We start from the raw sequence: 20,811 nt of genomic DNA on the forward strand, positions 1-20,811 counted from the left end.
GCGAGATGCAATATGACGCAACAGCCCCAAATCAAGTATCGCCACGACTACCGTGCGCCCGATTACACCATCACCGATATCGATTTAACCGTTGAACTGGATGCGTCGACTACGCGTGTAACGGCCATCAGCCAGGTTATACGACTGGGCGATAGCCAGGCTGAGCTGCGGCTGGACGGCGAAGCGTTAACGCTGATTGCGCTGGAGATTGACGGGCAACCCTGGGCAGCCTTCCGTGAAGAAGAGGGCGCACTGGTGCTCAGCCAGTTGCCGGAAAGCTTCACCCTGAAAATCATCAACGATATTCACCCGGATCAGAACACTGCGCTGGAAGGGCTGTACAAATCGGGTGAGGCGCTCTGCACGCAATGTGAGGCTGAAGGCTTCCGTCATATTACCTGGTATCTCGATCGCCCTGACGTATTGGCACGTTTTACCACCACTATTTATGCCGACGGTGAGCGTTACCCGTTCCTGCTCTCCAACGGTAACCGGATTGATAGCGGTCGGGATGAGCGGGGTCGCAGTTGGGTGAAGTGGGAAGATCCGTTCCCGAAACCTTGCTACCTGTTTGCGCTGGTGGCGGGCGATTTCGACGTGCTGCGTGACAACTTCACCACCCGTTCAGGACGTGATGTGGCGCTGGAGATCTTCGTCGATCGCGGTAATCTGGACCGCGCCGACTGGGCAATGACCTCACTGAAAAACAGCATGAAGTGGGATGAACAGCGTTTCAACCTGGAGTATGACCTCGACATCTTTATGATCGTGGCGGTGGACTTCTTCAATATGGGCGCCATGGAGAACAAAGGTCTTAACGTCTTTAACGCCAAATATGTATTGGCTAAAGCGGAAACGGCAACTGACAAAGATTACCTCGGCATTGAAGCCGTGATCGGTCACGAATATTTTCACAACTGGACCGGGAACCGCGTAACCTGCCGCGACTGGTTCCAGCTCAGCCTGAAAGAGGGGTTGACGGTGTTCCGCGATCAGGAGTTCAGTTCTGATCTGGGTTCACGTGCGGTGAATCGCATTGATAATGTGCGTATCGTGCGCGGTGCGCAGTTCGCCGAAGATGCCAGTCCGATGGCACACCCGATCCGCCCGGATCAGGTGATTGAAATGAATAATTTCTACACCCTGACGGTGTACGAAAAAGGGTCAGAAGTGATCCGCATGCTGCACACCCTGCTGGGTGAAGAGAATTTCCAGAAAGGGATGCGGCTCTATTTTGAGCGTCACGACGGCAGCGCCGCCACCTGTGATGACTTTGTTCAGGCGATGGAAGATGCCTCAAACATCGATCTGTCGCAGTTCCGCCGCTGGTACAGTCAGTCCGGTACGCCCGTACTGACGGTGCGCGACGACTATAATCCGGAACTGGAGCAGTACACGCTGCACGTCACGCAACACACGCCCGCCACCGCCGACCAGAAAGAGAAGCTGCCGCTGCATATCCCACTGGATATCGAACTCTATGACGGTGAAGGTAAGGTGATCCCATTGCAGAATAACGGTCATCCGGTTCACCCGGTGCTAAATGTCACCGAGGAGTTCCAGACCTTTATTTTCGATAATGTCTACTTCCAGCCGGTGCCATCGCTGCTGCGTGAATTCTCTGCGCCGGTGAAGCTCGATTATAAGTGGAGTGATGCTCAGCTCACCTTCCTGATGCGCCATGCACGCAACGACTTCTCCCGCTGGGATGCGGCGCAGAGCCTGCTGGCGACCTACATCCGTCTGAACGTTGCCCGCTATCAGCAGGGCCAGCATCTGTCACTGCCGCTGCATGTCGCCGACGCCTTCCGCGCGGTCCTGCTCGATACCGATTGCGACCCGGCCCTGGCGGCGCTGATCCTGACGTTGCCGTCGGAAAATGAGATTGCTGAGCTGTTTGATATTATCGATCCGCAGGCGATTGCGCTGGTGCGTGATGCACTGCAACGCACACTGGCACGCGAACTGGCTGATGAGTTTTTTGCGATCTATAACGCCAATCAGCAATCTGAATACCGCGTGGAGCATGACGCTATTGGTCAGCGCAGCCTGAAAAATATTTGTCTGACCTATCTCGCCTTCAGTGATGCGCAGCTGGCCGACAAACTGGTGCAGGCGCAGTATCATCAGGCAACCAACATGACGGATGCGCTGGCGGCGCTTTCTGCTGCGGTCGCGGCACAGTTGCCGTGCCGTGATGCGCTGCTGGCGGCTTACGATGAGCGCTGGCATCAGGATGGTCTGGTGATGGATAAATGGTTTGTGCTGCAGGCAACCAGTCCGGCTGCTAACGTGATGCGCAACGTGCGTCAGCTTCTGAATCATCGCTCCTTCACAATGAGTAATCCGAACCGCGTTCGCTCGCTGATTGGCGCCTTTGCCTCGGCTAACCCGGCCGCGTTCCATGCTAAAGATGGCAGCGGCTACAAGTTCCTGGTGGAGATGCTCACCGACCTTAACACCCGCAATCCGCAGGTTGCAGCACGGATGGTAGAGCCACTGATTCGTCTGAAACGTTATGACGAAGACCGGCAGGGGATGATGCGCCAGGCGCTGGAACAGCTGCTGGCGCTGGATAAACTCTCTGGCGATCTCTACGAGAAAATTACCCGGGCACTGAACGCCTGATAATAAAAAGGCGGAGCGTCTGAGACGACCTCCGCCTTTTTTCAGCGTTGCTGCGCATAACGTACCGGCTGCGGTCGTTCCGTGCGCTGCATCACCCTATCCAGCACCTCCGCTTCCAGTTCGGCCAGTCGCGCCGATCCCCGACGCCGGGGTCGTGGCAGATCCACCAGCAGATCCAGACCGATCTCACCCTCTTCAATCAACAGCACGCGATCCGCCATGACTACGGCTTCACTGACATCATGCGTGACCAGCAGCACGGTAAAGTTATGCTGCTGCCACAGTGACTCAATCAATCCCTGCATTTCAATGCGGGTCAGCGCATCCAGCGCTCCCAATGGTTCATCCAGCAGCAGTAAACCGGGCCGATGGATTAGCGCCCTGGCCAGTGCTACACGCTGTTTCTGGCCGCCAGAGAGTGCGGCTGGCCACTCATCGGCCCGATCGGCCAGTCCCACCGACGCCAGCGCATCCCTCGCCGCGCTGCGCCATTCGCGTCCGCGCAGGCCGAGCCCGACGTTATCGATCACTTTTTTCCACGGCAGCAATCGCGCATCCTGAAACATCAGGCGGGTATCTTCACGTGCCGACTGTAGCGGAGCATTGCCCGCCAGCAGTTCGCCGCTGGAGCTTTGTTCCAGTCCGGCCAGCAGGCGCAGCAGGGTGCTTTTGCCACAACCGCTGCGGCCCACCACTGCCACAAACTGACCAGAGGGAATATGCAGATCGATCTTATTGAGAATGGTGCGACTGCCATATTGTTTGCTGACGCCGTTAACACCAACCGGGGTGCCGGTATTCAGGCGCGCTGGTGAAAAAGTCTGGCTCATGCGTTCTCCTCCTTCAGTTGATAAGCGGGGTGCCAGCGTAACCAGACACGTTCCAGTAACAATGCGGCGACATCCGCCAGTTTGCCGAGCAGAGCGTAGAGAATAATGGCAACGACCACCACATCGGTCTGCAGGAATTCACGCGCGTTCATTGCCAGATAGCCGATACCAGCGTTGGCGGAGATGGTCTCTGCGACAATCAGCGTCAACCACATCAGCCCTAGCGCGAAACGGACGCCGACCATGATATTAGGCAGCGCACCAGGCAGGATCACCTGAATAAACAGGCTCCAGCCGGAGAGACCATAACTGCGCGCCATCTCAACCAGCCCGCGGTCGATGTTTCGGATGCCATGATAGGTATTCAGGTAGATCGGGAACAGTGTGCCCAGCGCCACCAGGAAGATTTTGGCGGACTCGTCGATACCGAACCAGAGGATCACCAGCGGGATCAGCGCCAGATGCGGCACATTGCGCAGCATCTGTACTGAGGTATCCAGCAATCGTTCACCGGTTTTTGAGGTGCCGGTAATCAGCCCGAGCAGCAGGCCGATAGAACCGCCGATGCTGAAGCCGATCAACGCCCGCCAGCTGCTGATTGCCAGGTGCTGCCAGAGTTCACCGCTGGCGGTCAGCTGCCAGAAGGTGGTCACAATTTTCTCCGGCGCGGGCAGAATGCGGTTCGATAACCAGCCGGTTTGCGAAGCAATCTGCCACACCACGACAAGCAGTGTGGGCAGCAGCCACGGCACCAGCGTATCAGCAAGGCGTTTTCGGGTTCTGGCCATTATCCTCTCCTCAGCCCCGGGCGACTTTTTTCTCAGGGGTAAAATCGTTGGCAACCGCTTCACCGTGCGCCTGAACCACGCGCGGCTGTGGCACCAGGGGAACCTGCAGATCAAGATGCGGGAACAGCAGTTCGCCGACACGATAAGCCTCTTCCAGATGCGGATAACCCGACAGGATAAAGGTCTCAATGCCCAGCGCTTCATACTCTTTGATGCGTGCGGCGACAGTCGGACCATCTCCGACCAGCGCTGTACCGGCACCGCTGCGCACCAGGCCAACGCCAGCCCACAGATTCGGGCTGATTTCGAGTTTGTCACGGCGACCACCGTGTAGTGCTGCCATCCGGCGCTGGCCCACAGAATCTGCTCGCTGGAACGCCGCCTGCGCTTTCGCGATGGTGGCGTCATCCACATTGGCAATCAGTCTGTCGGCGGCCTGCCAGGCCTCTTCATTGGTTTCACGCACAATCACATGCAAACGGATGCCGAAGCGGACGGTTCGTCCCTGAGCGGCCGCTTTTGCGCGCACCTGATCAATCTTCTCTTTAACCTGTTCAGGGGGTTCACCCCAGGTGAGGTAAACATCGACCTGTTCGGCGGCCAGCGCCTGAGCCGGTTCAGAAGAGCCACCAAACCAGAGCGGTGGGCGTGGCTGCTGTACCGGTTTAAACATCAGACGTGCGCCGCGTACTTTTACGTGCTTGCCTTCATAATCGACGGTTTCGCCTTCCAGCACCCGGCGCCAGACGCGGGTGAACTCCGCTGATTCAGCGTAGCGCTCACGGTGATCAAGAAACACCCCGTCGCCCGCCAGCTCTTCGGGATCGCCGCCGGTGACCAGATTGAATAGCGCGCGGCCATTGGAGAGGCGATCCAGGGTTGCGGCCTGTCGCGCCGCCTGAGTCGGTGAAATCACGCCAGGACGCAGCGCGACCAGGAACCGCAGGCGCTGAGTGACTGGGATCAGCGAGGCGGCAACCAGCCAGGCATCTTCACAGGAGCGCCCGGTTGGAATCAATACGCCGCCAAAGCCGAGACGGTCAGCAGCCTGAGCCACCTGTTGCAGATAGGCGTGATCAACGGGACGCGCCCCTTCGGCGGTACCAAGATAGTGGCCGTCGCCATGCGTCGGCAGGAACCAGAAAATGGATACGCTCATTGTTGCTCCTTACTGCGTTGCGGTATGCGGTTGCCAGAGTCGATCCTTAATCGTCACTTTTACTGGCAACAGATGATTGGCATAGAACAGGTCAGCGGTGCGCTGCTGTGCCGCTGCCGTTTCGGCACTGACCGGCGAAATCCGGGTTGGCGGTCGATGGTTGAGATAGCTGGCAATGACCGGTTCGGGCAGGCCCATCGCCTGTGCCAGTAGGGTGGTGCTCTGCTGACGCTGGCTGATTGTCAGCGCGTCGGCGGTGCTGAAGGTGTCGAGCACCTGCTGGATAAACGCACCGTGTGCTTCGGCATAACGGCGGGTGGCTAAATAGAAAGAGCCGGTCAGGTTAAGTGAACTGCCATCAATCAGGAGGCGCGAATGACCCTGCAGCAGCACCGAGGAATAGTAGGGGTCCCAGATTGCCCAGGCATCAACGTTACCCTGCTGGAAGGCAGCGCGCGCATCGGCGGGCGTCAGATAGACCGGTGTGATGTCTTTAAAGGTCAGGCCCGCCTGCTGTAAAGCGCGCAGCAATAAGTTGTGTGAACTGGAGCCTTTCTGAAAAGCGACTTTTTTCCCTTTCAGATCTGCCACCTGTTTCAGGGTGCTGCTTTTCGGCACCAGAATCACTTCTGATTTGGGTTTTGGCGGCTCCGAGCCGACATAGAGCAGATCCGCACCCGCGGCCTGCGCAAACAGCGGTGGAAGGTCACCGGTACTGCCGAGATCGATACTGTTGACGTTTAGCGCTTCCAGCATTTGTGGGCCAGCCGGGAACTCGATCCACTTAATCTGAGTATGGGGAAAACGCTTTTCGAGTAACTGATGTGATTTCGCCAGCACCATGCTGACTGAGCCTTTCTGATAGCCGATGCGGATCTCAGCCGGATCGGATTCTGCGGCCTGTGCCTGAAGGCCGGCCAGTAACAGTCCGGCCACCAGCCACTTTCCTATTCTCTGCTTCATCAATTTCTTCCTTAAACCGCTTGCGCAACGGGGTGGTGGTGACGGGTCAGCGCCAGCCAGAAGGCGCTGACGGCTTCATCCAGGCGCTGTGACAGGGAATCCTGCAGTTCGGGCTGACGGTCGTAATGATTGATCTGGTGATCCTCGGCGTAAACGCCGTGCAGAATTTCTTGCGCCTTTAATGCGTTGAGTACCGGCTTCAGGGCGTAGTCCAGCGCCAGCATGTGACCGGCACTGCCGCCGCTGGCCAGCGGCAACACGACTTTGTGTTCCAGTGCGCGTTCAGGCAGCAGATCAAGCAGGGTTTTCAGCGCGCCCGAAAACGACGCTTTATAGATAGGTGTCGCAATAATCAGGCCATCAGCTGAGGCCAGGTCGTCACGCAGGGCCAGTAGTGCGGGCGCATCAAAACGTGCATTGATCAGATCGTCAGGCTGAAAATTGTGAATATTCCAGGGAATGACTTCAATGCCCCGTGCCTCCAGCTTGTGCTGACACAGTGTCAGCAATGAGGTTGAGCGGGAGGGAAAGCGTGGGCTGCCTGCCAGCGTAATAACTCGCATCATCACTCCTTATAACTAAAAGTTATTGATTATCAAATGTTGAGAACTTATGCCTTCATACTGTCAGAGCAGGGGAGTGGGCTTAAATGATTTATCCGGCAATGCAAGTGTGAAAACTGCAAATAGAAGCCATGGCGGCAGAAAGGAGCATCCGCACTTCCGATAATTCTTAAATTAAGCGCTGGCAGCAAAACAATTCATTAAGGAGGGTGATAAGAGATGTTCAAAAAAGGCCGGCGGCGCGGAAAAAATCTCTTTCGTCTGATTGCTTAATCATTCTTAGTGAGGGTGGCGCAACGATAAAGCGAAACGGTTGATGAAAGAGCGCTTCAAAGCAGCACAGAATCAGCTCTTCTGCGACAACACCCGCCTGACATTAGGATTAATTGCAGAAAGCAAACTGTAATAAAAATGAATGAATACTGAATTTATTCACCTTTTCAGATGTTCTCTTACAGCTTTCTGAATCTGGTTACGTCTGCTTTGCAGCGCAATTTTAAATCAATGCTCAACGGTTTTAACATTGCTGCGGGCTATAGATGCACTTTTTTTAACAGTGAAAATGACATGGAACGTTGAGGTGATTTTTTTCGACTGGTCTTTTTTTGCGTAACCGGTTTAAGATAATCAGACTAAATGAAAGCCATCATAATATTAGCTATTAGCGTATTACTCTTTTCGACGTTTTGCCTTTGGTCAGGCCCTGCATCTGGCAGGTGAATCGTATTGTCTTTTTTAACAGCAGAGAATTGCCTATGTCTGACACTTTATTATCAGTTGTTATTCCAACCTACAATGTTGAAAAATATATCGTAGAATGCGTCGATTCATTATTACGTCAGGTTAAAGCACCCAATGAAATAATCATTGTGAATGATGGCTCTACTGATAGAACATTAGCCTTACTCGAACAAAATTATGCGCATCTTTCCCAGGTGAAAATAATTACCACTATGAATGCCGGTGCCGGTCATGCACGGGATATTGGCATTGCGCAGGCACAGGGTCAGTTTCTCTTTTTCTGCGATCCTGACGACGTCGTGGTTAACGGGCTGGTGGCCGAGTTGGCCATGGTGGTGGAAAATCACCCTGAAACCGACCTGTTCTGTTTTAACTCCTGCGTCTACCGTGATGGTCAGATTGACATCACATCGCCAAAGGTCAGACACGAACACTTTGGGCAGCATAAACCGCAGGACGTCTTATTGCGCCTGCTGCGTAACGGCAGCTATACATCGGCGGCATGGAGTTATGTCGTCAGTAAACGCGTTATTGAGCAGCATAAATTACGCTTTGTTAAACGCGTTCATGAAGACCACAATTTTACCCTTTCCACTTTTATGAAAAGTCAGCAGGCCTGGGTCAGTCATCAGACCTATTATAAACAGCGCATTCGCAACGGCTCACTGACCAACAGTACTAAAAGCAATGAGTTTTTCTATCAGCGCTATGATGCTTTTATGCATGCCTACAATACATTAACCAGTTCACTGGTTAAATCAGCCTGGCGCAATACGCTGGGGAAAGCCTATTTAGTGCACTCCTTTCGTCTGATGATCTATTTATCACTCTATAATCGCACCCCCGTGCCGGAATATGTACTTAATGCGATTCGCTTTATGGGGCGTAACGTTAAAACAGAAAATATTAAAGAGTGGATATTGTTCAATCGTCCTGAACTGTTTATTGCGCTGCAACATTACAAAGTAAAAAAAGAGCTCAAACACGCAGCCTGATACTGAAAAACAGCCTGATTCTGAAAAATGTGAAGCGATATTGTTTATGCCTTAGTGAAATGAGAAGGTGAGACATGCAATGTGTATAAGGTTGTTGCGTCATGGCAAAAGTACTCGATAAAAGTCTGGTTATTAATATTTTCTCGCTGCTGGCATACCGCGGCGCGTCGTTTCTGTTTCCTCTCGCAACGCTGCCCTATCTTGCCCGTGTTCTGGGCGTAGAGCAGATGGGTACGCTGGCGCTGGCAATCGCCTGCGTACTTTATTGCAGCACTATCTCTGACTGGGGATTTAATGTCTTCACGACCAAAGATATTGCTCATCATCGTGATGATAAAGAACGCGTCAGCCAGCTCTTCTGGTCAACGTTTAACGCCAAGCTGATGCTGCTGGTGGTGACCAGCGGGACGCTGCTGACCGCGACCTGGTTCAATCCCTCCTGGCATCCGCTGTTCTTTATTATCCTGGCAAACTGCACCACGCTGGTAGGCTCGCTGTTTTCATTCGGCTGGCTGATGCAGGGCTTTGAGAAGCTGGGTAAGACCGCGATGATCGCCACCTTCGGGAACTTTTGTGCGATTCCACTGACCTTTTTGCTGGTGAAATCTCCACAGGATACCTGGCTGGCTGCGCTGATCCCTGGTGCGGTTTCCATTATCAGCGCGGCGATTACGCTGAAGTTCGTGCTGGAGATGAAGGTCATTGGCCGCTACCGCTTTGAACCGCGCGAAATCAAACAGCGCATCACCGATAGCATGGATGTGTTTATCGCCATTGCCGGTGCTAACCTTTTCAATAGCGTCAATGTAGTGATCCTCGCCTCCTTTACCTCTACTTACATGGTCGGGATCTATAACGGTGCGGACCGCCTTCGTAAAGCGGCTAACTCCGTGCCTGAGCAGATCGGTAGCGCCTTCTTCCCGCGTGTCAGCCATCTGTTTGGCCGGGATAAACGGGCCGCGATTGCGGCGACACGCAAAAGCCTGTTGCTGTCGTTTTCGCTGAGCCTGTCGATTGTGATCTTCACCTGGTTTTTTGCTGATGTCGTGGTCTCAATTTTATTGGGTAAAGACTTCATCCCGTCGGCGGATGTGCTGCGCGTCTTTGTGCTCTGCTTCTTGTTTGGCAACATTGCCTATCCGGCTGGATTACAGATTCTGATCCCACATGGTCTGGCCCGCCAGCGAATGTGGGTGATGATGGCAGCTGGCGTGATTAACGTGCCGCTGTGCTGTTTTCTGGCGTGGAAGTTTGGCGCAATTGGTGCCGCGTGGTCGATGGTCGGGGCTGAAGCGTTCGTCTGTCTCGGTATTTTTGGCATCATGCAGCGTCACGGCATCCTGCGGGAATATCTGTTTCCGTCTCAGGTGAAAAACCACCCCGTAAACGATTCCGCCGCGTAAGATCAAAGCATTTTCAGATAGTTTCCTGCCTCCCTGTAGTTCGATTTACTTTTGCGCCAGAGCACTTTACCATTCTGGCGCACATTTTGCCGTGCACCGACTTTCACGATCGCTTCCGTCCTTCAGGAGAGTGCATGTTTTATCCTATCGTCCGACCGGCGCTGTTTAAACTCGACCCCGAACGCGCACACGAACTCACCTTTAAGCAACTGCGTTTTATGAACGGGACTCCGCTGGCGCTGTTTTATCGTCAGAATCTACCGTCGCGTCCGGTCACCTGTATGGGGCTGACCTTTAAGAATGCCCTGGGCCTGGCCGCGGGTCTGGACAAGAACGCCGAGTGCATTGATGCGTTTGCAGCGATGGGCTTTGGTTTTGTTGAAGTCGGCACCGTCACGCCGCGCGCCCAGCCAGGTAATGATAAGCCGCGGATGTTTCGTCTGGTGGAAGCGGGCGGGATTATCAATCGGATGGGATTTAATAATCTGGGTGTTGATCACCTGGTTGAAAACGTGCAGAAAGCGCGTTTTAAGGGCGTGCTGGGGATTAATATTGGTAAAAATAAAGATACCCCGGTCGAGCAGGGAAAAGATGATTATCTGATCTGCATGGAAAAGGTCTATGCCCACGCCGGTTATATCGCCATCAATATTTCCTCGCCTAATACGCCGGGTTTGCGTTCGCTGCAATATGGCGAAGCGCTCGACGATCTGCTCTCTTCCATCAAGCAGAAACAAAAAGAGCTGGAACAACGGCATCTGAAATATGTGCCGCTGGCCGTAAAAATCGCGCCAGATCTCTCTGAAGACGAGTTAATTCAGGTCGCGGACAGTTTAATTCGTCATCAGATTGATGGCGTGATTGCCAGCAATACCACGCTTGATCGTTCGCTGGTTAGTGGTCTTAAGTATGCCGGGGAAGCGGGTGGGTTAAGTGGACGGCCAGTGCAGTCACGCAGTACGGCGGTGATCCAGCGCCTCTCTCAGGAACTGCAGGGGCGCCTGCCAATTATTGGTGTTGGCGGGATCGATTCCCTGACGGCAGCGCGTGAAAAAATCTCCGCAGGGGCAACGCTGGTTCAGATTTATTCAGGCTTTATTTATCAGGGGCCAGGATTAATCAAAGATATCGTCACGCATCTCTAAGACAATTCTCACAATCATTGGCCGGGGGGTTTATTTATCCCCTCGGCTCGTTTATATTTTGTCCTGTTGCACGCTTTTTCAGCTTTGGTTATGTTTCTTTTTTCGCTGAATTCTGCGCGATTTTTGGTGTAGCGGTAAATACAGGGCACTCAATGAAAATTAAACCCGATGATAACTGGCGTTGGTATTTTGACAGCAGCCACGACCGAATGATGCTCGACCTGGCAGACGGTATGCTTTTTCGTTCCCGTTATTCTCGCAAAATGCTCACGCCGGATGCTTTCACTGAATCGGGTTTTTGTGTCGATGATGCTGCCCTTTATTACACCTTTGAAGAGACCTGCCGTCATTGCAAACTCAGTGGCAGCCATTGCGCTGAACTGGTGTTAAATGCGCTGGTCGCTGCACGCTTCCTCAAGCCACTGATGCCGAAAAGCTGGCATTTCGCCGCTTATGCCCCTGCAATGCAGCCCCGTACCGGTGAAATGGTACAGGTTACGCTGGCAGAAGAGGGAACTCAGGCACGTCTGCTGGTGGTTGAGAGTGGTGATAATGCGGCGCTTTGCCTGCTGGCGCAGCCGGGATTAACGCTGGCCGGGAAAAATATGGTGCTTGGCGATGCTATCAAGGTGATGAACGATCGCCTGCAGCCCTGGCATCAGGATGTGGCACCACGCTACGCCCACGCGGTCTGATTACCTCAGTTCCACATCGCCTGCCGGAATACAGCTACAGCTTAACAGTGTGCCGTCCTGACGCAGGGCGCTCTGTTTCAGCGCCTTCACTTCACCCGCGACCAGACTAAGTTTGCAACTGCCACACAGACCTGCCCGACAAGAGTAGGGGATGCGGAAACCCTGCATCTCCAGCTGATCCAATAACACCTGCTGATTATCCCCGGTAAACGTATGACCCTGAAACGTGATGGTCACGGCATCAGGCGCCTGCTGCTGTGGTTTCAACGTTTCGACCACGTCACCCGCACCATAGATACGCGGTGCATGACGTTTCAGGACAATCATTTCATCACCCACACGCACCACACCGCTGTTACGCGCGACTAAATTCAGACCGAAATCGATATCACCACTACCATCCAGAGCGGTGCGGAAAGTCTGCAGCGTGGCCAGCGGATGACCGGCAGGATGCTTAATTCCGGTCTCGGTGCTGACCGTGGTGAGCACGCATCGACTGCATGGTTTAGGCGCGTCGAAAATCACGTCGCCAATCTGAATCTCCGCCCAGCTATCTTCATCCCACGCGGCAGCGCCGCTGACGACCAGATTCGGCCGAAACTGTTCGGCACGGACGCTGGCCGGGCAGCGCTGTTGCAGATCATGCAGCGACGCGTTGTTGATCAGCAAAAACGGAAAGCCATCGGCAAAGCTCAGCGGAATATGATTAAACGCTTTGACCCGTCGGCTGGGTTGCGGCCCGACCCAGCGCAGCTGAACTTCACGCGGGAAGAACTGGCTCAGCCATTGATTAATCGCCTGAGGGGCGATGCGCGCCGTAAAATGGTTGCCCCAGACTTCGGTGGGATGATCCTGCTCACCGAAATCGCTAAAGCGGATCAGGGAGTGACTGCCATCCGGGGCCGTCAGTAGCAGGCCATCCGGTAGAATAGCGGGTGTAAAGCGCACCATCTCCGGGTGCTGCCGTGCGGTTATAAAGGTGCCATCAGGTTCCGTCACCATGAACAGACGATCAAACGCCAGTCCGCTGTCAGTGACCAGCGCGTGTGACAACGCTAATCCCCGCATCGATTTCACTGGATGAATAAATAAGCGGGAAAGCGTGATCATGGTGTTCTCCTTGAACCCGACACGTAACACAAAAGAAGCTAACTTTATGACATAGGTCTCCGATTCGCTATAATGCGCGACAATTTTCTCAAGAGTTAAAAAGTGACGATATGAATTCTCTGTTTGCCAGCACGGCGCGTGGGCTCGAAGAGCTGTTAAAAAGTGAGCTGGACGCGCTGGGCGCTCAGGATTTGCAAGTGGTGCAGGGAGGCGTTCACTACGAAGCCGACGATCGCGTCATGTACCAAAGCCTGATGTGGAGTCGTTTAGCATCACGCATCCTGTTGCCGCTGGGAGAGTTTGGTGTCTACAGCGATCTCGATCTCTATCTGGGAGTGCAGAGCGTGGACTGGCCGACGATGTTCGGCAGCGACAAAACTTTTGTCGTGCATTTCAGCGGTACCAACGACTCGATCCGTAATAGCCAGTTTGGCGCGCTGAAGGTTAAAGATGCGATTGTGGACAGCTTTACCCGTCATAACCTCGAGCGGCCAAATGTCGATCGGGAGCAGGCGGATATCCGTATCAACGTCTGGCTGAATGACGATCGCGCCAGCATTGCACTGGATCTCAGCGGCAGTTCCCTGCATCAGCGTGGTTATCGTCAGCAAACCGGTCAGGCTCCGTTAAAAGAGACTCTGGCTGCGGCGATTGTGCTGCGCTCTGGCTGGGAGTCAACCACACCGCTGATCGACCCGATGTGTGGTTCGGGTACGCTGCTGATTGAAGCCGCGCTGATTGCTTGCGATCGTGCACCAGGCCTGCTGCGTAAGCACTGGGGCTTCACCGCCTGGAGCCAGTTTAATGCTGCGCTATGGCAGGAAGTAAAAACAGAGGCGCAGGATCGTGCCCGCATCGGCACGGCTGCCACACAGGCGCGCTTCTTTGGCTATGACAATAATGGCCGCGTGCTGGAGTGGGCGCAGGCGAATGCCCGCCGCGCTGGCGTCTTTGAACTCTTTACGTTTGCGCAGCAGGACCTGCTGAAGCTGACCAATCCGGTTGATGCGGCGGTTCACGGCACGGTGCTGAGCAATCCCCCCTACGGCGAGCGTCTGGAGAGCGAACCGGCGCTGATTGCGCTGCACAGCCAGCTTGGACGCCTTATGAAGCAGCATTTTGGCGGCTGGAATCTGTCGCTGTTCAGCGCGTCGCCAGAGCTGCTGAGTTGCCTGCAACTGCGTGCCGATCGCCAGTTTAAAGCGAAAAACGGTCCACTGGATTGCGTGCAGAAAAACTATCAGCTGGCGGTTAACAGCAGTGAAAGCGCCGGACAGATTGCGGAAGATTACGCGAATCGTCTGCGTAAAAACGTGAAGAAACTGGAGAAGTGGGCGCGTCAGGAAGGCATTGAATGCTACCGCATTTATGACGCCGATCTGCCAGACTACAACGTTGCTGTTGATCGCTATGGTGACTGGGTGATTATTCAGGAGTATGCGCCACCGAAAACCATCGATCCTAATAAAGCGCGTCAGCGCCTGTTCGATGTCATCAGCGCGACGCTGAGCGTGTTGCAACTGCCTGCTGATCGTCTGATTATGAAAACCCGTGAACGGCAGAAAGGTAAATCGCAGTATCAGAAGCTGAGCGAGAAGGGCGACTATTTCGACGTCAAAGAATTCAATGCACGTTTCTGGGTGAATCTGACCGACTATCTCGATACCGGCCTGTTCCTCGATCACCGTATTGCCCGTAAAATGCTCGGCCAGATGAGTCAGGGCAAAGATTTCCTGAACCTGTTTGCTTATACCGGCACCGCTAGTGTGCATGCTGGTCTGGGGGGCGCGCGTTCAACCACCACGGTAGATATGTCGCGTACCTATCTGGAGTGGGCGGAGCGCAACCTGCGTCTTAACGGACTGACCGGGCGTCAGCATCGTCTGATGCAGGCGGACTGCCTGAGCTGGCTACACGAGAGTGAAGAGAATTTTGACCTGATCTTTATCGATCCGCCAACCTTCTCCAACTCAAAACGTATGGAAGAGAGCTTTGACGTGCAGCGCGATCATATGATGCTGATGCGTAACCTGAAGCGCCTGCTGCGTCGCGGCGGCACCATCATGTTCTCCAATAACAAACGTGGTTTCAAAATGGACATGGATGGCCTGAAAACACTGGGCTTGCAGGCGCAGGATATTACCCAGAAAACGCAGTCGCAGGACTTCGCGCGTAACCGTCAAATTCACAACTGCTGGCTGATCACTCATGCCGGTAAGGAATAAGATTACATGTCATTAATCAGTATTCACGGCGCTTATCTCTCATTCAGCGATGCGCCGCTGCTAGACAATACCGAACTTCACATCGAAGAGAACGAACGCGTGTGTCTGGTGGGACGTAACGGTGCGGGTAAATCCACGCTGATGAAAATCATCAATGGCGAGCAGCCACTGGATGATGGTCGCATTATTTATGAAACCGATCTGGTGGTCGCGCGCCTGCAACAGGATCCGCCACGCAATATTACCGGTTCGGTGTACGACTTCGTGGCCGAGGGGGTTGAAGAGCAGGCTGAGCATCTGAAAGCCTATCACGCCATTTCCCATGTGGTAATGGAAGATCCCAGCGATAAAAATCTTAATGAGATGGCGCGTCTGCAAAGCATTCTCGACCATCAGAATTTGTGGCAGCTGGAGAGCCGTATCAATGACGTGCTGGAGCAGATTGGTCTGCAGCCCGATACCGAGCTATCGTCGCTCTCTGGTGGCTGGCTGCGTAAAGCAGCGCTAGGCCGTGCGCTGGTGAGTAACCCGCGCGTCCTGATGCTGGATGAGCCAACTAACCACCTTGACATCGAAACCATCGACTGGCTGGAAACTTTCCTGAAGAATTTCAGCGGTAGCATCGTCTTTATCTCGCATGACCGTTCGTTTATTCGCAATATGGCAACGCGCATTGTCGATCTCGACCGTGGCAAACTGGTCTCCTGGCCGGGTAACTACGATCTCTATCTGGAAGGCAAAGAGGAAGCGTTGCGTGTTGAAGAGATGCAGAACGCTGAATTTGACCGCAAACTGGCGCAGGAAGAAGTGTGGATCCGTCAGGGCATCAAAGCGCGTCGTACCCGTAACGAAGGCCGTGTGCGTGCGCTGAAAGCGCTGCGTCGTGAACATTCAGAACGTCGCGAAGTGATGGGCAAGGCCAACATGCAAGTGGGCGAAGCATCCCGCTCCGGTAAGATTGTGTTCGAGCTGGAAAATGTCGACTACGCGGTAGACGGCAAAGTGCTGGTGAAGGATTTCTCAACACAGGTTCAGCGTGGTGACAAAATTGCGCTGATCGGGCCGAACGGCTGTGGTAAAACGACCTTACTGCGCCTGATGCTTCAACAGCTGAAAGCTGACCATGGCCGCGTGCATTCCGGCACCAAACTGGAAGTCGCCTACTTTGACCAGCATCGCGCTGAACTGGATCCGGATCGCACCGTGATGGACAACCTGGCCGAAGGCAAGCAGGAAGTGCTGGTCAATGGCAAACCGCGTCACGTACTGGGCTATCTGCAGGACTTCCTGTTCCATCCCAAACGTGCCATGACGCCGGTGCGCGCCCTTTCAGGTGGTGAACGCAACCGTCTGCTGCTGGCGCGTCTGTTCCTGCGTCCCAGCAATCTGATGATTCTGGATGAACCAACCAACGACCTTGACGTCGAAACGCTGGAACTGCTGGAAGAGCTGATTGATGGTTATCAGGGCACCGTCTTACTGGTGAGCCACGATCGTCAGTTCGTCGACAATACCGTCACTGAGTGCTGGATTTTTGAAGGCAATGGTGAAATCGGAACCTTTGTTGGCGGGTATCATGATGCTCAGCAGCAGCGTGCCGCCTACCGGCAGCACAAATCTGCTTCACCGGTGAAAGCGACTGGCCACACGTCTAAGCCCGCAGCAGAAAAGGGTGATGCGAAGCGTAGCGTGAATAAGCTCAGTTACAATCTGGCGCGTGAGCTGGAACAGTTGCCGCAAAAGCTGGAGCAGCTGGAAGCGCGTATCGGTGAACTGCAGGCGAAAATGAGTCACCCAGACTTTTTCAGTCAGGCACACGATCAGACGCAACCGGTGCTGGATAATCTGGCTCAGGCTGAACAGGAGCTGGAAACGGCTTTTGCGCGCTGGGAAGAGCTTGAGTCACTAAAAAACGGCGCGTAGGGCAGGGCTAACAGATGTGTTCAGCAGTGAAAAGTAACGCGTGGATGCTCTGTCCACAATGCGATTTAATGATTAAGCTGCCGGACATACCCGTTGGCAGCCGTGCTTCATGCCCGCGCTGCCACACTTCTCTGACGGCCAACTGGCACGAACCGCGTAAACGACCGACGGGCTATGCGCTGGCGGCTCTGTTTATGCTGCTACTGGCGAATCTGTTTCCTTTTATCTCAATGAAGGTGGCGGGGCTGACCAGCCAGATAACGCTGGCGCAGATTCCACAGGTAATGGTGACGGAAGATTACAGCAGCCTGGCGACGCTGTTTCTGCTATTTGTACAGGCGGTTCCGGCCTTCTGCATGATAACCATTATCCTGCTGGTCAATCCGATACCCTTGCCAGCCCGGCTCAGAATCGGTCTGGCACGCATTCTGTTTCAGTTGCGTAACTGGGGCATGTCAGAAATTTTTATGGCGGGTGTGCTGGTCAGTTTCGTTAAGCTGATGGCCTATGGCGAGATCGGACTGGAGACCAGCTTCTGGCCTTGGGTGCTATTCTGTCTGCTGCAGTTGCGGGCCTTTCAGTGCGTTGACCGACGGGGCTTGTGGGACAGCCTGTCACCCCGACCTGCGATACCCCATCCGCCCGAAGTGGGCATCAGTGGTTTAGAGCAGGGCCTGCGCGCCTGTCCTTGCTGTACCGTCATTCTGCCCGAAGCCGAGCATCAGTGTCCCCGCTGCGGCGTCACGGCCCAGGCACGGCGTAAACACAGCCTGCAGTGGACGCTGGCGCTGTTAATGACCTCGGTGTTGCTTTATATCCCGGCTAACCTGATGCCCATCATGGTGACTGAAACGCTCGGCACAGCTTATCCCTCCAACATTATGGCGGGGGTGATTTTGCTGTGGGGCGACGGTTCCTATCCGGTGGCGCTGGTGATCTTTATCGCCAGTATCATGGTGCCTACGCTGAAAATGCTGGCGATTGGCTGGCTTTGCTGGGATGCCAGCGGACGCGGACAACGAGACAGCCACAGGATGCACAAAATTTATGAAGTGGTCGAATTTGTTGGACGCTGGTCAATGATCGACGTATTTGTGATTGCCGTGCTCTCTGCGCTGGTGCGTATGGGGCAATTAATGAATGTTTATCCCGCGTGGGGGGCAGTATTGTTTGCGATGGTGGTGATTATCACCATGATTGCTGCCATGACCTTTGACCCGCGATTAACCTGGGATCGTGTACGCGAAAACAAGATGAAGGAGTCGCGCCTTGACGGAAACTAACCACGGCCATGCAAAAGTGGAACAGATTAAGCGCTGGTCGCCGGTCTGGATTGTCCCCATCGTTACGCTGTTGATTGGCGGATGGATCCTCTTTTACCACTTCAGCCATCAGGGGCCAGAAGTCACCTTAATCACCGAAAACGCCGAAGGCATTGTTGCGGGTAAAACCACGATTAAAAGCCGCAGCGTGGATGTGGGTGTGGTGGAGAGCGCGGTGTTAAGCGACGATCTTCACCATGTGGAAATTAAAGCGCGCCTGAACGCAGGCATGGAAAAACTGTTGCACAGCGACAGCGTTTTCTGGGTAGTGAAGCCGCAGGTGGGCCGCGAAGGGATCAGCGGTCTTGGCACCCTGCTGTCAGGAGCCTATATCGAACTGCAGCCCGGTTCCAAAAAACAGCCACCTGAGCAATTTAAATTGCTGGATGCACCGCCGTTAGCGCCACCGGACGCCAAAGGTATTCGTATCGTGCTGGACAGCAAGAAAGCGGGTCAGCTCAATCCGGGTGATCCGGTGCTGTTTCGCGGTTATCGTGTCGGTACGGTCGAGACCAGTGTGTTTGATACCGATAAACGCATGATGACCTATCAGCTGTTTGTCGCCGCGCCTTACGATCGCCTGATTACTACCAACGTACGCTTCTGGAAGGATAGCGGCATTGCTGTGGATATGTCCGCCTCAGGAATGCGGGTGGAGATGGGATCGCTGACCACGCTGTTCAGTGGCGGCGTTAGCTTTGATGTGCCGGATGGCTGGATGCTGGGTCAGCCTGCGAAAAATCAGTCTGACTATCATTTGTTTGACGATCAGCGCAGCATTCAGGACTCGCTCTATACCAACCATATCGATTATGTGATGTTCTTCTCCGACTCGATCCGTGGCCTGCAGGCGGGGGCGCCGGTAGAATTCCGTGGCATTCGTCTGGGTACCGTATCAGAAGCGCCATTAATGAAAGCCGGTCTGGACCAGGCGCTGAATAATGATTATCGCGTGCCGGTGCTGATCCGCATTGAGCCGGATCGCTTTGTCAGCCGACTGGGCGAGAACTTCGATCTGGAGCAGCATCTGCAGGATGGTAAAAAACGTGGCCTGCGTGCGACGTTGAAAACCGGCAACCTGCTGTCGGGCGCACTCTATGTCGATCTCGACTTCTATGACAATGCGCAGGCATACAAAGGCCCTGAGAAAGTTTCTGGCTATGAAGTTATCCCAACGGTCAGTGGTGGCCTGAGCCAGATTCAGCAGAAGCTGATGGCGGCGCTGGATAAGATCAACAGTCTGCCATTGAATGGCATGGTCAATGAAGCGACAGGTACGTTGAAAGAGAGCCAGAAAACGATGCGTGACCTGCAGCGTACCATCGACAATATCAACAAAGTTACCGCCAGTCCGGCCATGAAAACCTTGCCGGAAGACTTGCAGCAAACATTGCGCGAACTGAACCGCAGCATGAAAGGCCTGCAACCAGGTTCACCTGCGTACAGCAAGCTGGTAGGAGATATGCAGCGACTGGATCAGGTACTGCGTGAACTTCAGCCGGTGTTGAGAACGCTTAATACCAAGAGCAATGCGCTGGTATTTGAGGCGAAACCGGGACAGGATCCCCAGCCGAAGAGGGCGAAACAGTGAATAAAGGATTGATACTTTGTGCCGCGCTGGTCTTGAGTGCGTGCAGTAGCAGTGTTGACAATACATGGTATCAGCTGCCCTCCGGGGCGGCTTCCATGCAGGTCAGTAGCAGCCAGCTGAATGAACCGCAACCGATGTTGTGGGTGCAGCAGGTGACGGTTCCCGATTATCTGGCAGGCAATGGGCTGGTTTACCAGACCAGCGATGTTAAATATGTCATCGCCGCGAATAATCTCTGGGCCAGCCCGCTTGATCAGCAGCTGCAGCAAACACTGATTACTAACCTCGGGAAGGCGCTGCCAGGTCGGCTGGTGGCAGGATCACCTTTAGGCGCGCAGCACGACACGCTGAATGTGACCGTCACAGGGTTCCAGGGACGCTATGATGGCAAAGCGATTATCAGTGGTGAATGGACGCTGGAACATCAGGGACGGCTAACCAAACAGGCGTTTAACCTGGTACTACCGCAGACCGAAGATGGCTACGATGCAATGGTTAGAACGCTGGCGACGGGCTGGCAACAGACGGCACAGAAGATTGCCAATAGTGTGGTTGCGTTAAATTAAGATTAATGTGAATAAATAAGCTAAGCCCCGAATGCATGTCGTCCTTTTTCGACATCGCTCAGGGGCTTTTTTATTAGCTTAATCAGAAAGATAGTGTTGCCGCATGCATCACAAAACGTCTTTATTTCTACCTGCTGAGGTCACATTTATGACACTGGTATGAA

General features: G+C 54.1%; 16 protein-coding genes. 10 read left to right on the forward strand and 6 right to left on the reverse strand.

Going from position 1 to position 20,811, the window contains the following annotated elements; translation table 11 throughout:
* The first annotated feature begins 12 nt into the window (after positions 1-12).
* Entirely contained in the window at positions 13-2,628 is a 2,616-nt protein-coding gene (gene pepN / locus WFO64_RS02670; protein WP_337008683.1) for an aminopeptidase N, read from the forward strand.
* A gap of 41 nt (positions 2,629-2,669) precedes the next feature.
* Here pepN and ssuB read toward each other — a convergent pair whose 3' ends face one another.
* The 5 genes from ssuB to ssuE are packed head-to-tail and all read right to left on the reverse strand — an operon-like array spanning position 2,670 to position 6,931.
* The gene (gene ssuB / locus WFO64_RS02675) at positions 2,670-3,458 is read right to left on the reverse strand and encodes an aliphatic sulfonates ABC transporter ATP-binding protein (RefSeq protein ID WP_337008684.1); all 789 of its coding nucleotides are present in this window, start codon (positions 3,456-3,458) and stop codon (positions 2,670-2,672) included.
* Positions 3,455-4,246, reverse strand: a complete 792-nt coding sequence (gene ssuC, locus WFO64_RS02680) for an aliphatic sulfonate ABC transporter permease SsuC (RefSeq protein ID WP_337008685.1) — start codon at positions 4,244-4,246, stop codon at positions 3,455-3,457. Before ssuC ends, ssuB begins: the two co-directional genes overlap by 4 nt.
* A 10-nt stretch (positions 4,247-4,256) precedes the next feature.
* Positions 4,257-5,405 carry an FMNH2-dependent alkanesulfonate monooxygenase gene (ssuD, locus tag WFO64_RS02685; protein ID WP_337008686.1) on the reverse strand — a complete coding sequence of 383 codons (1,149 nt, stop codon included), beginning with the start codon at positions 5,403-5,405 and terminating at the stop codon, positions 4,257-4,259.
* 9 nt (positions 5,406-5,414) lie between these two features.
* Complete coding sequence (locus WFO64_RS02690) at positions 5,415-6,368, reverse strand: sulfonate ABC transporter substrate-binding protein (RefSeq protein ID WP_337008688.1); 954 nt, start codon at positions 6,366-6,368, stop codon at positions 5,415-5,417.
* A gap of 11 nt (positions 6,369-6,379) precedes the next feature.
* The gene (ssuE, locus tag WFO64_RS02695) at positions 6,380-6,931 is read right to left on the reverse strand and encodes an NADPH-dependent FMN reductase (protein ID WP_337009483.1); all 552 of its coding nucleotides are present in this window, start codon (positions 6,929-6,931) and stop codon (positions 6,380-6,382) included.
* Positions 6,932-7,686: 755 nt separating this feature from the next.
* On the opposite strand from ssuE, the gene WFO64_RS02700 reads away from it, so the two are divergent.
* The 4 genes from WFO64_RS02700 to WFO64_RS02715 all read left to right on the forward strand — a co-directional run bounded on the left by WFO64_RS02700 (position 7,687) and on the right by WFO64_RS02715 (position 11,910).
* Entirely contained in the window at positions 7,687-8,667 is a 981-nt protein-coding gene (locus WFO64_RS02700; protein WP_337009485.1) for a glycosyltransferase family 2 protein, read from the forward strand.
* Positions 8,668-8,768: 101 nt separating this feature from the next.
* On the forward strand, positions 8,769-10,070 hold the full coding sequence (locus tag WFO64_RS02705; RefSeq protein WP_337008690.1) for a flippase: 1,302 nt from the start codon (positions 8,769-8,771) through the stop codon (positions 10,068-10,070).
* A gap of 134 nt (positions 10,071-10,204) precedes the next feature.
* A complete protein-coding gene (gene pyrD, locus WFO64_RS02710) occupies positions 10,205-11,215 on the forward strand; it encodes a quinone-dependent dihydroorotate dehydrogenase (RefSeq protein WP_337008692.1) in 1,011 nt (336 codons plus the stop codon).
* Positions 11,216-11,367: 152 nt separating this feature from the next.
* The gene (locus WFO64_RS02715; protein WP_337008694.1) at positions 11,368-11,910 is read left to right on the forward strand and encodes a cell division protein ZapC; all 543 of its coding nucleotides are present in this window, start codon (positions 11,368-11,370) and stop codon (positions 11,908-11,910) included.
* Here WFO64_RS02715 and WFO64_RS02720 read toward each other — a convergent pair whose 3' ends face one another.
* A complete protein-coding gene (locus WFO64_RS02720) occupies positions 11,911-13,020 on the reverse strand; it encodes a YcbX family protein (RefSeq protein WP_337008696.1) in 1,110 nt (369 codons plus the stop codon).
* A 110-nt stretch (positions 13,021-13,130) separates the two neighbouring features.
* On the opposite strand from WFO64_RS02720, the gene rlmKL reads away from it, so the two are divergent.
* The 5 genes from rlmKL to pqiC are packed head-to-tail and all read left to right on the forward strand — an operon-like array spanning position 13,131 to position 20,647.
* Positions 13,131-15,245, forward strand: a complete 2,115-nt coding sequence (gene rlmKL, locus WFO64_RS02725) for a bifunctional 23S rRNA (guanine(2069)-N(7))-methyltransferase RlmK/23S rRNA (guanine(2445)-N(2))-methyltransferase RlmL (RefSeq protein WP_337008697.1) — start codon at positions 13,131-13,133, stop codon at positions 15,243-15,245.
* A gap of 6 nt (positions 15,246-15,251) precedes the next feature.
* Positions 15,252-17,168: an ABC transporter ATP-binding protein gene (locus tag WFO64_RS02730; protein ID WP_337008699.1), complete on the forward strand. Its 1,917-nt coding sequence runs from the start codon at positions 15,252-15,254 to the stop codon at positions 17,166-17,168.
* Positions 17,169-17,182: 14 nt separating this feature from the next.
* Complete coding sequence (gene pqiA, locus WFO64_RS02735) at positions 17,183-18,451, forward strand: membrane integrity-associated transporter subunit PqiA (RefSeq protein ID WP_337008701.1); 1,269 nt, start codon at positions 17,183-17,185, stop codon at positions 18,449-18,451.
* Complete coding sequence (pqiB, locus tag WFO64_RS02740) at positions 18,438-20,081, forward strand: intermembrane transport protein PqiB (RefSeq protein ID WP_337008703.1); 1,644 nt, start codon at positions 18,438-18,440, stop codon at positions 20,079-20,081. Before pqiA ends, pqiB begins: the two co-directional genes overlap by 14 nt.
* Positions 20,078-20,647 (forward strand): membrane integrity-associated transporter subunit PqiC, encoded by a 570-nt coding sequence (gene pqiC / locus WFO64_RS02745; protein ID WP_337008705.1) that lies wholly within the window; start codon positions 20,078-20,080, stop codon positions 20,645-20,647. The genes pqiB and pqiC overlap by 4 nt, the downstream gene beginning before the upstream one ends.
* Positions 20,648-20,811: the final 164 nt, after the last annotated feature.

The organism is Pantoea sp. AS142, from assembly GCF_037152305.1.
Classification (GTDB): Bacteria; Pseudomonadota; Gammaproteobacteria; order Enterobacterales; family Enterobacteriaceae; genus Pantoea.

Excerpts from the sequence above, each read along its gene's own strand:
- pyrD (WP_337008692.1), top strand. The coding sequence starts at position 10,205 with ATGTTTTATCCTATCGTCCGACCGGCGCTGTTTAAACTCGACCCCGAA.
- ssuB (WP_337008684.1), bottom strand. The coding sequence starts at position 3,458 with ATGAGCCAGACTTTTTCACCAGCGCGCCTGAATACCGGCACCCCGGTT.
- WFO64_RS02690 (WP_337008688.1), bottom strand. The coding sequence starts at position 6,368 with ATGAAGCAGAGAATAGGAAAGTGGCTGGTGGCCGGACTGTTACTGGCC.
- pepN (WP_337008683.1), top strand. The coding sequence starts at position 13 with ATGACGCAACAGCCCCAAATCAAGTATCGCCACGACTACCGTGCGCCC.
- WFO64_RS02705 (WP_337008690.1), top strand. The coding sequence starts at position 8,769 with ATGGCAAAAGTACTCGATAAAAGTCTGGTTATTAATATTTTCTCGCTG.
- rlmKL (WP_337008697.1), top strand. The coding sequence starts at position 13,131 with ATGAATTCTCTGTTTGCCAGCACGGCGCGTGGGCTCGAAGAGCTGTTA.
- WFO64_RS02730 (WP_337008699.1), top strand. The coding sequence starts at position 15,252 with ATGTCATTAATCAGTATTCACGGCGCTTATCTCTCATTCAGCGATGCG.
- pqiA (WP_337008701.1), top strand. The coding sequence starts at position 17,183 with ATGTGTTCAGCAGTGAAAAGTAACGCGTGGATGCTCTGTCCACAATGC.
- ssuE (WP_337009483.1), bottom strand. The coding sequence starts at position 6,931 with ATGCGAGTTATTACGCTGGCAGGCAGCCCACGCTTTCCCTCCCGCTCA.
- ssuC (WP_337008685.1), bottom strand. The coding sequence starts at position 4,246 with ATGGCCAGAACCCGAAAACGCCTTGCTGATACGCTGGTGCCGTGGCTG.
- WFO64_RS02720 (WP_337008696.1), bottom strand. The coding sequence starts at position 13,020 with ATGATCACGCTTTCCCGCTTATTTATTCATCCAGTGAAATCGATGCGG.
- WFO64_RS02700 (WP_337009485.1), top strand. The coding sequence starts at position 7,687 with ATGTCTGACACTTTATTATCAGTTGTTATTCCAACCTACAATGTTGAA.
- ssuD (WP_337008686.1), bottom strand. The coding sequence starts at position 5,405 with ATGAGCGTATCCATTTTCTGGTTCCTGCCGACGCATGGCGACGGCCAC.
- WFO64_RS02715 (WP_337008694.1), top strand. The coding sequence starts at position 11,368 with ATGAAAATTAAACCCGATGATAACTGGCGTTGGTATTTTGACAGCAGC.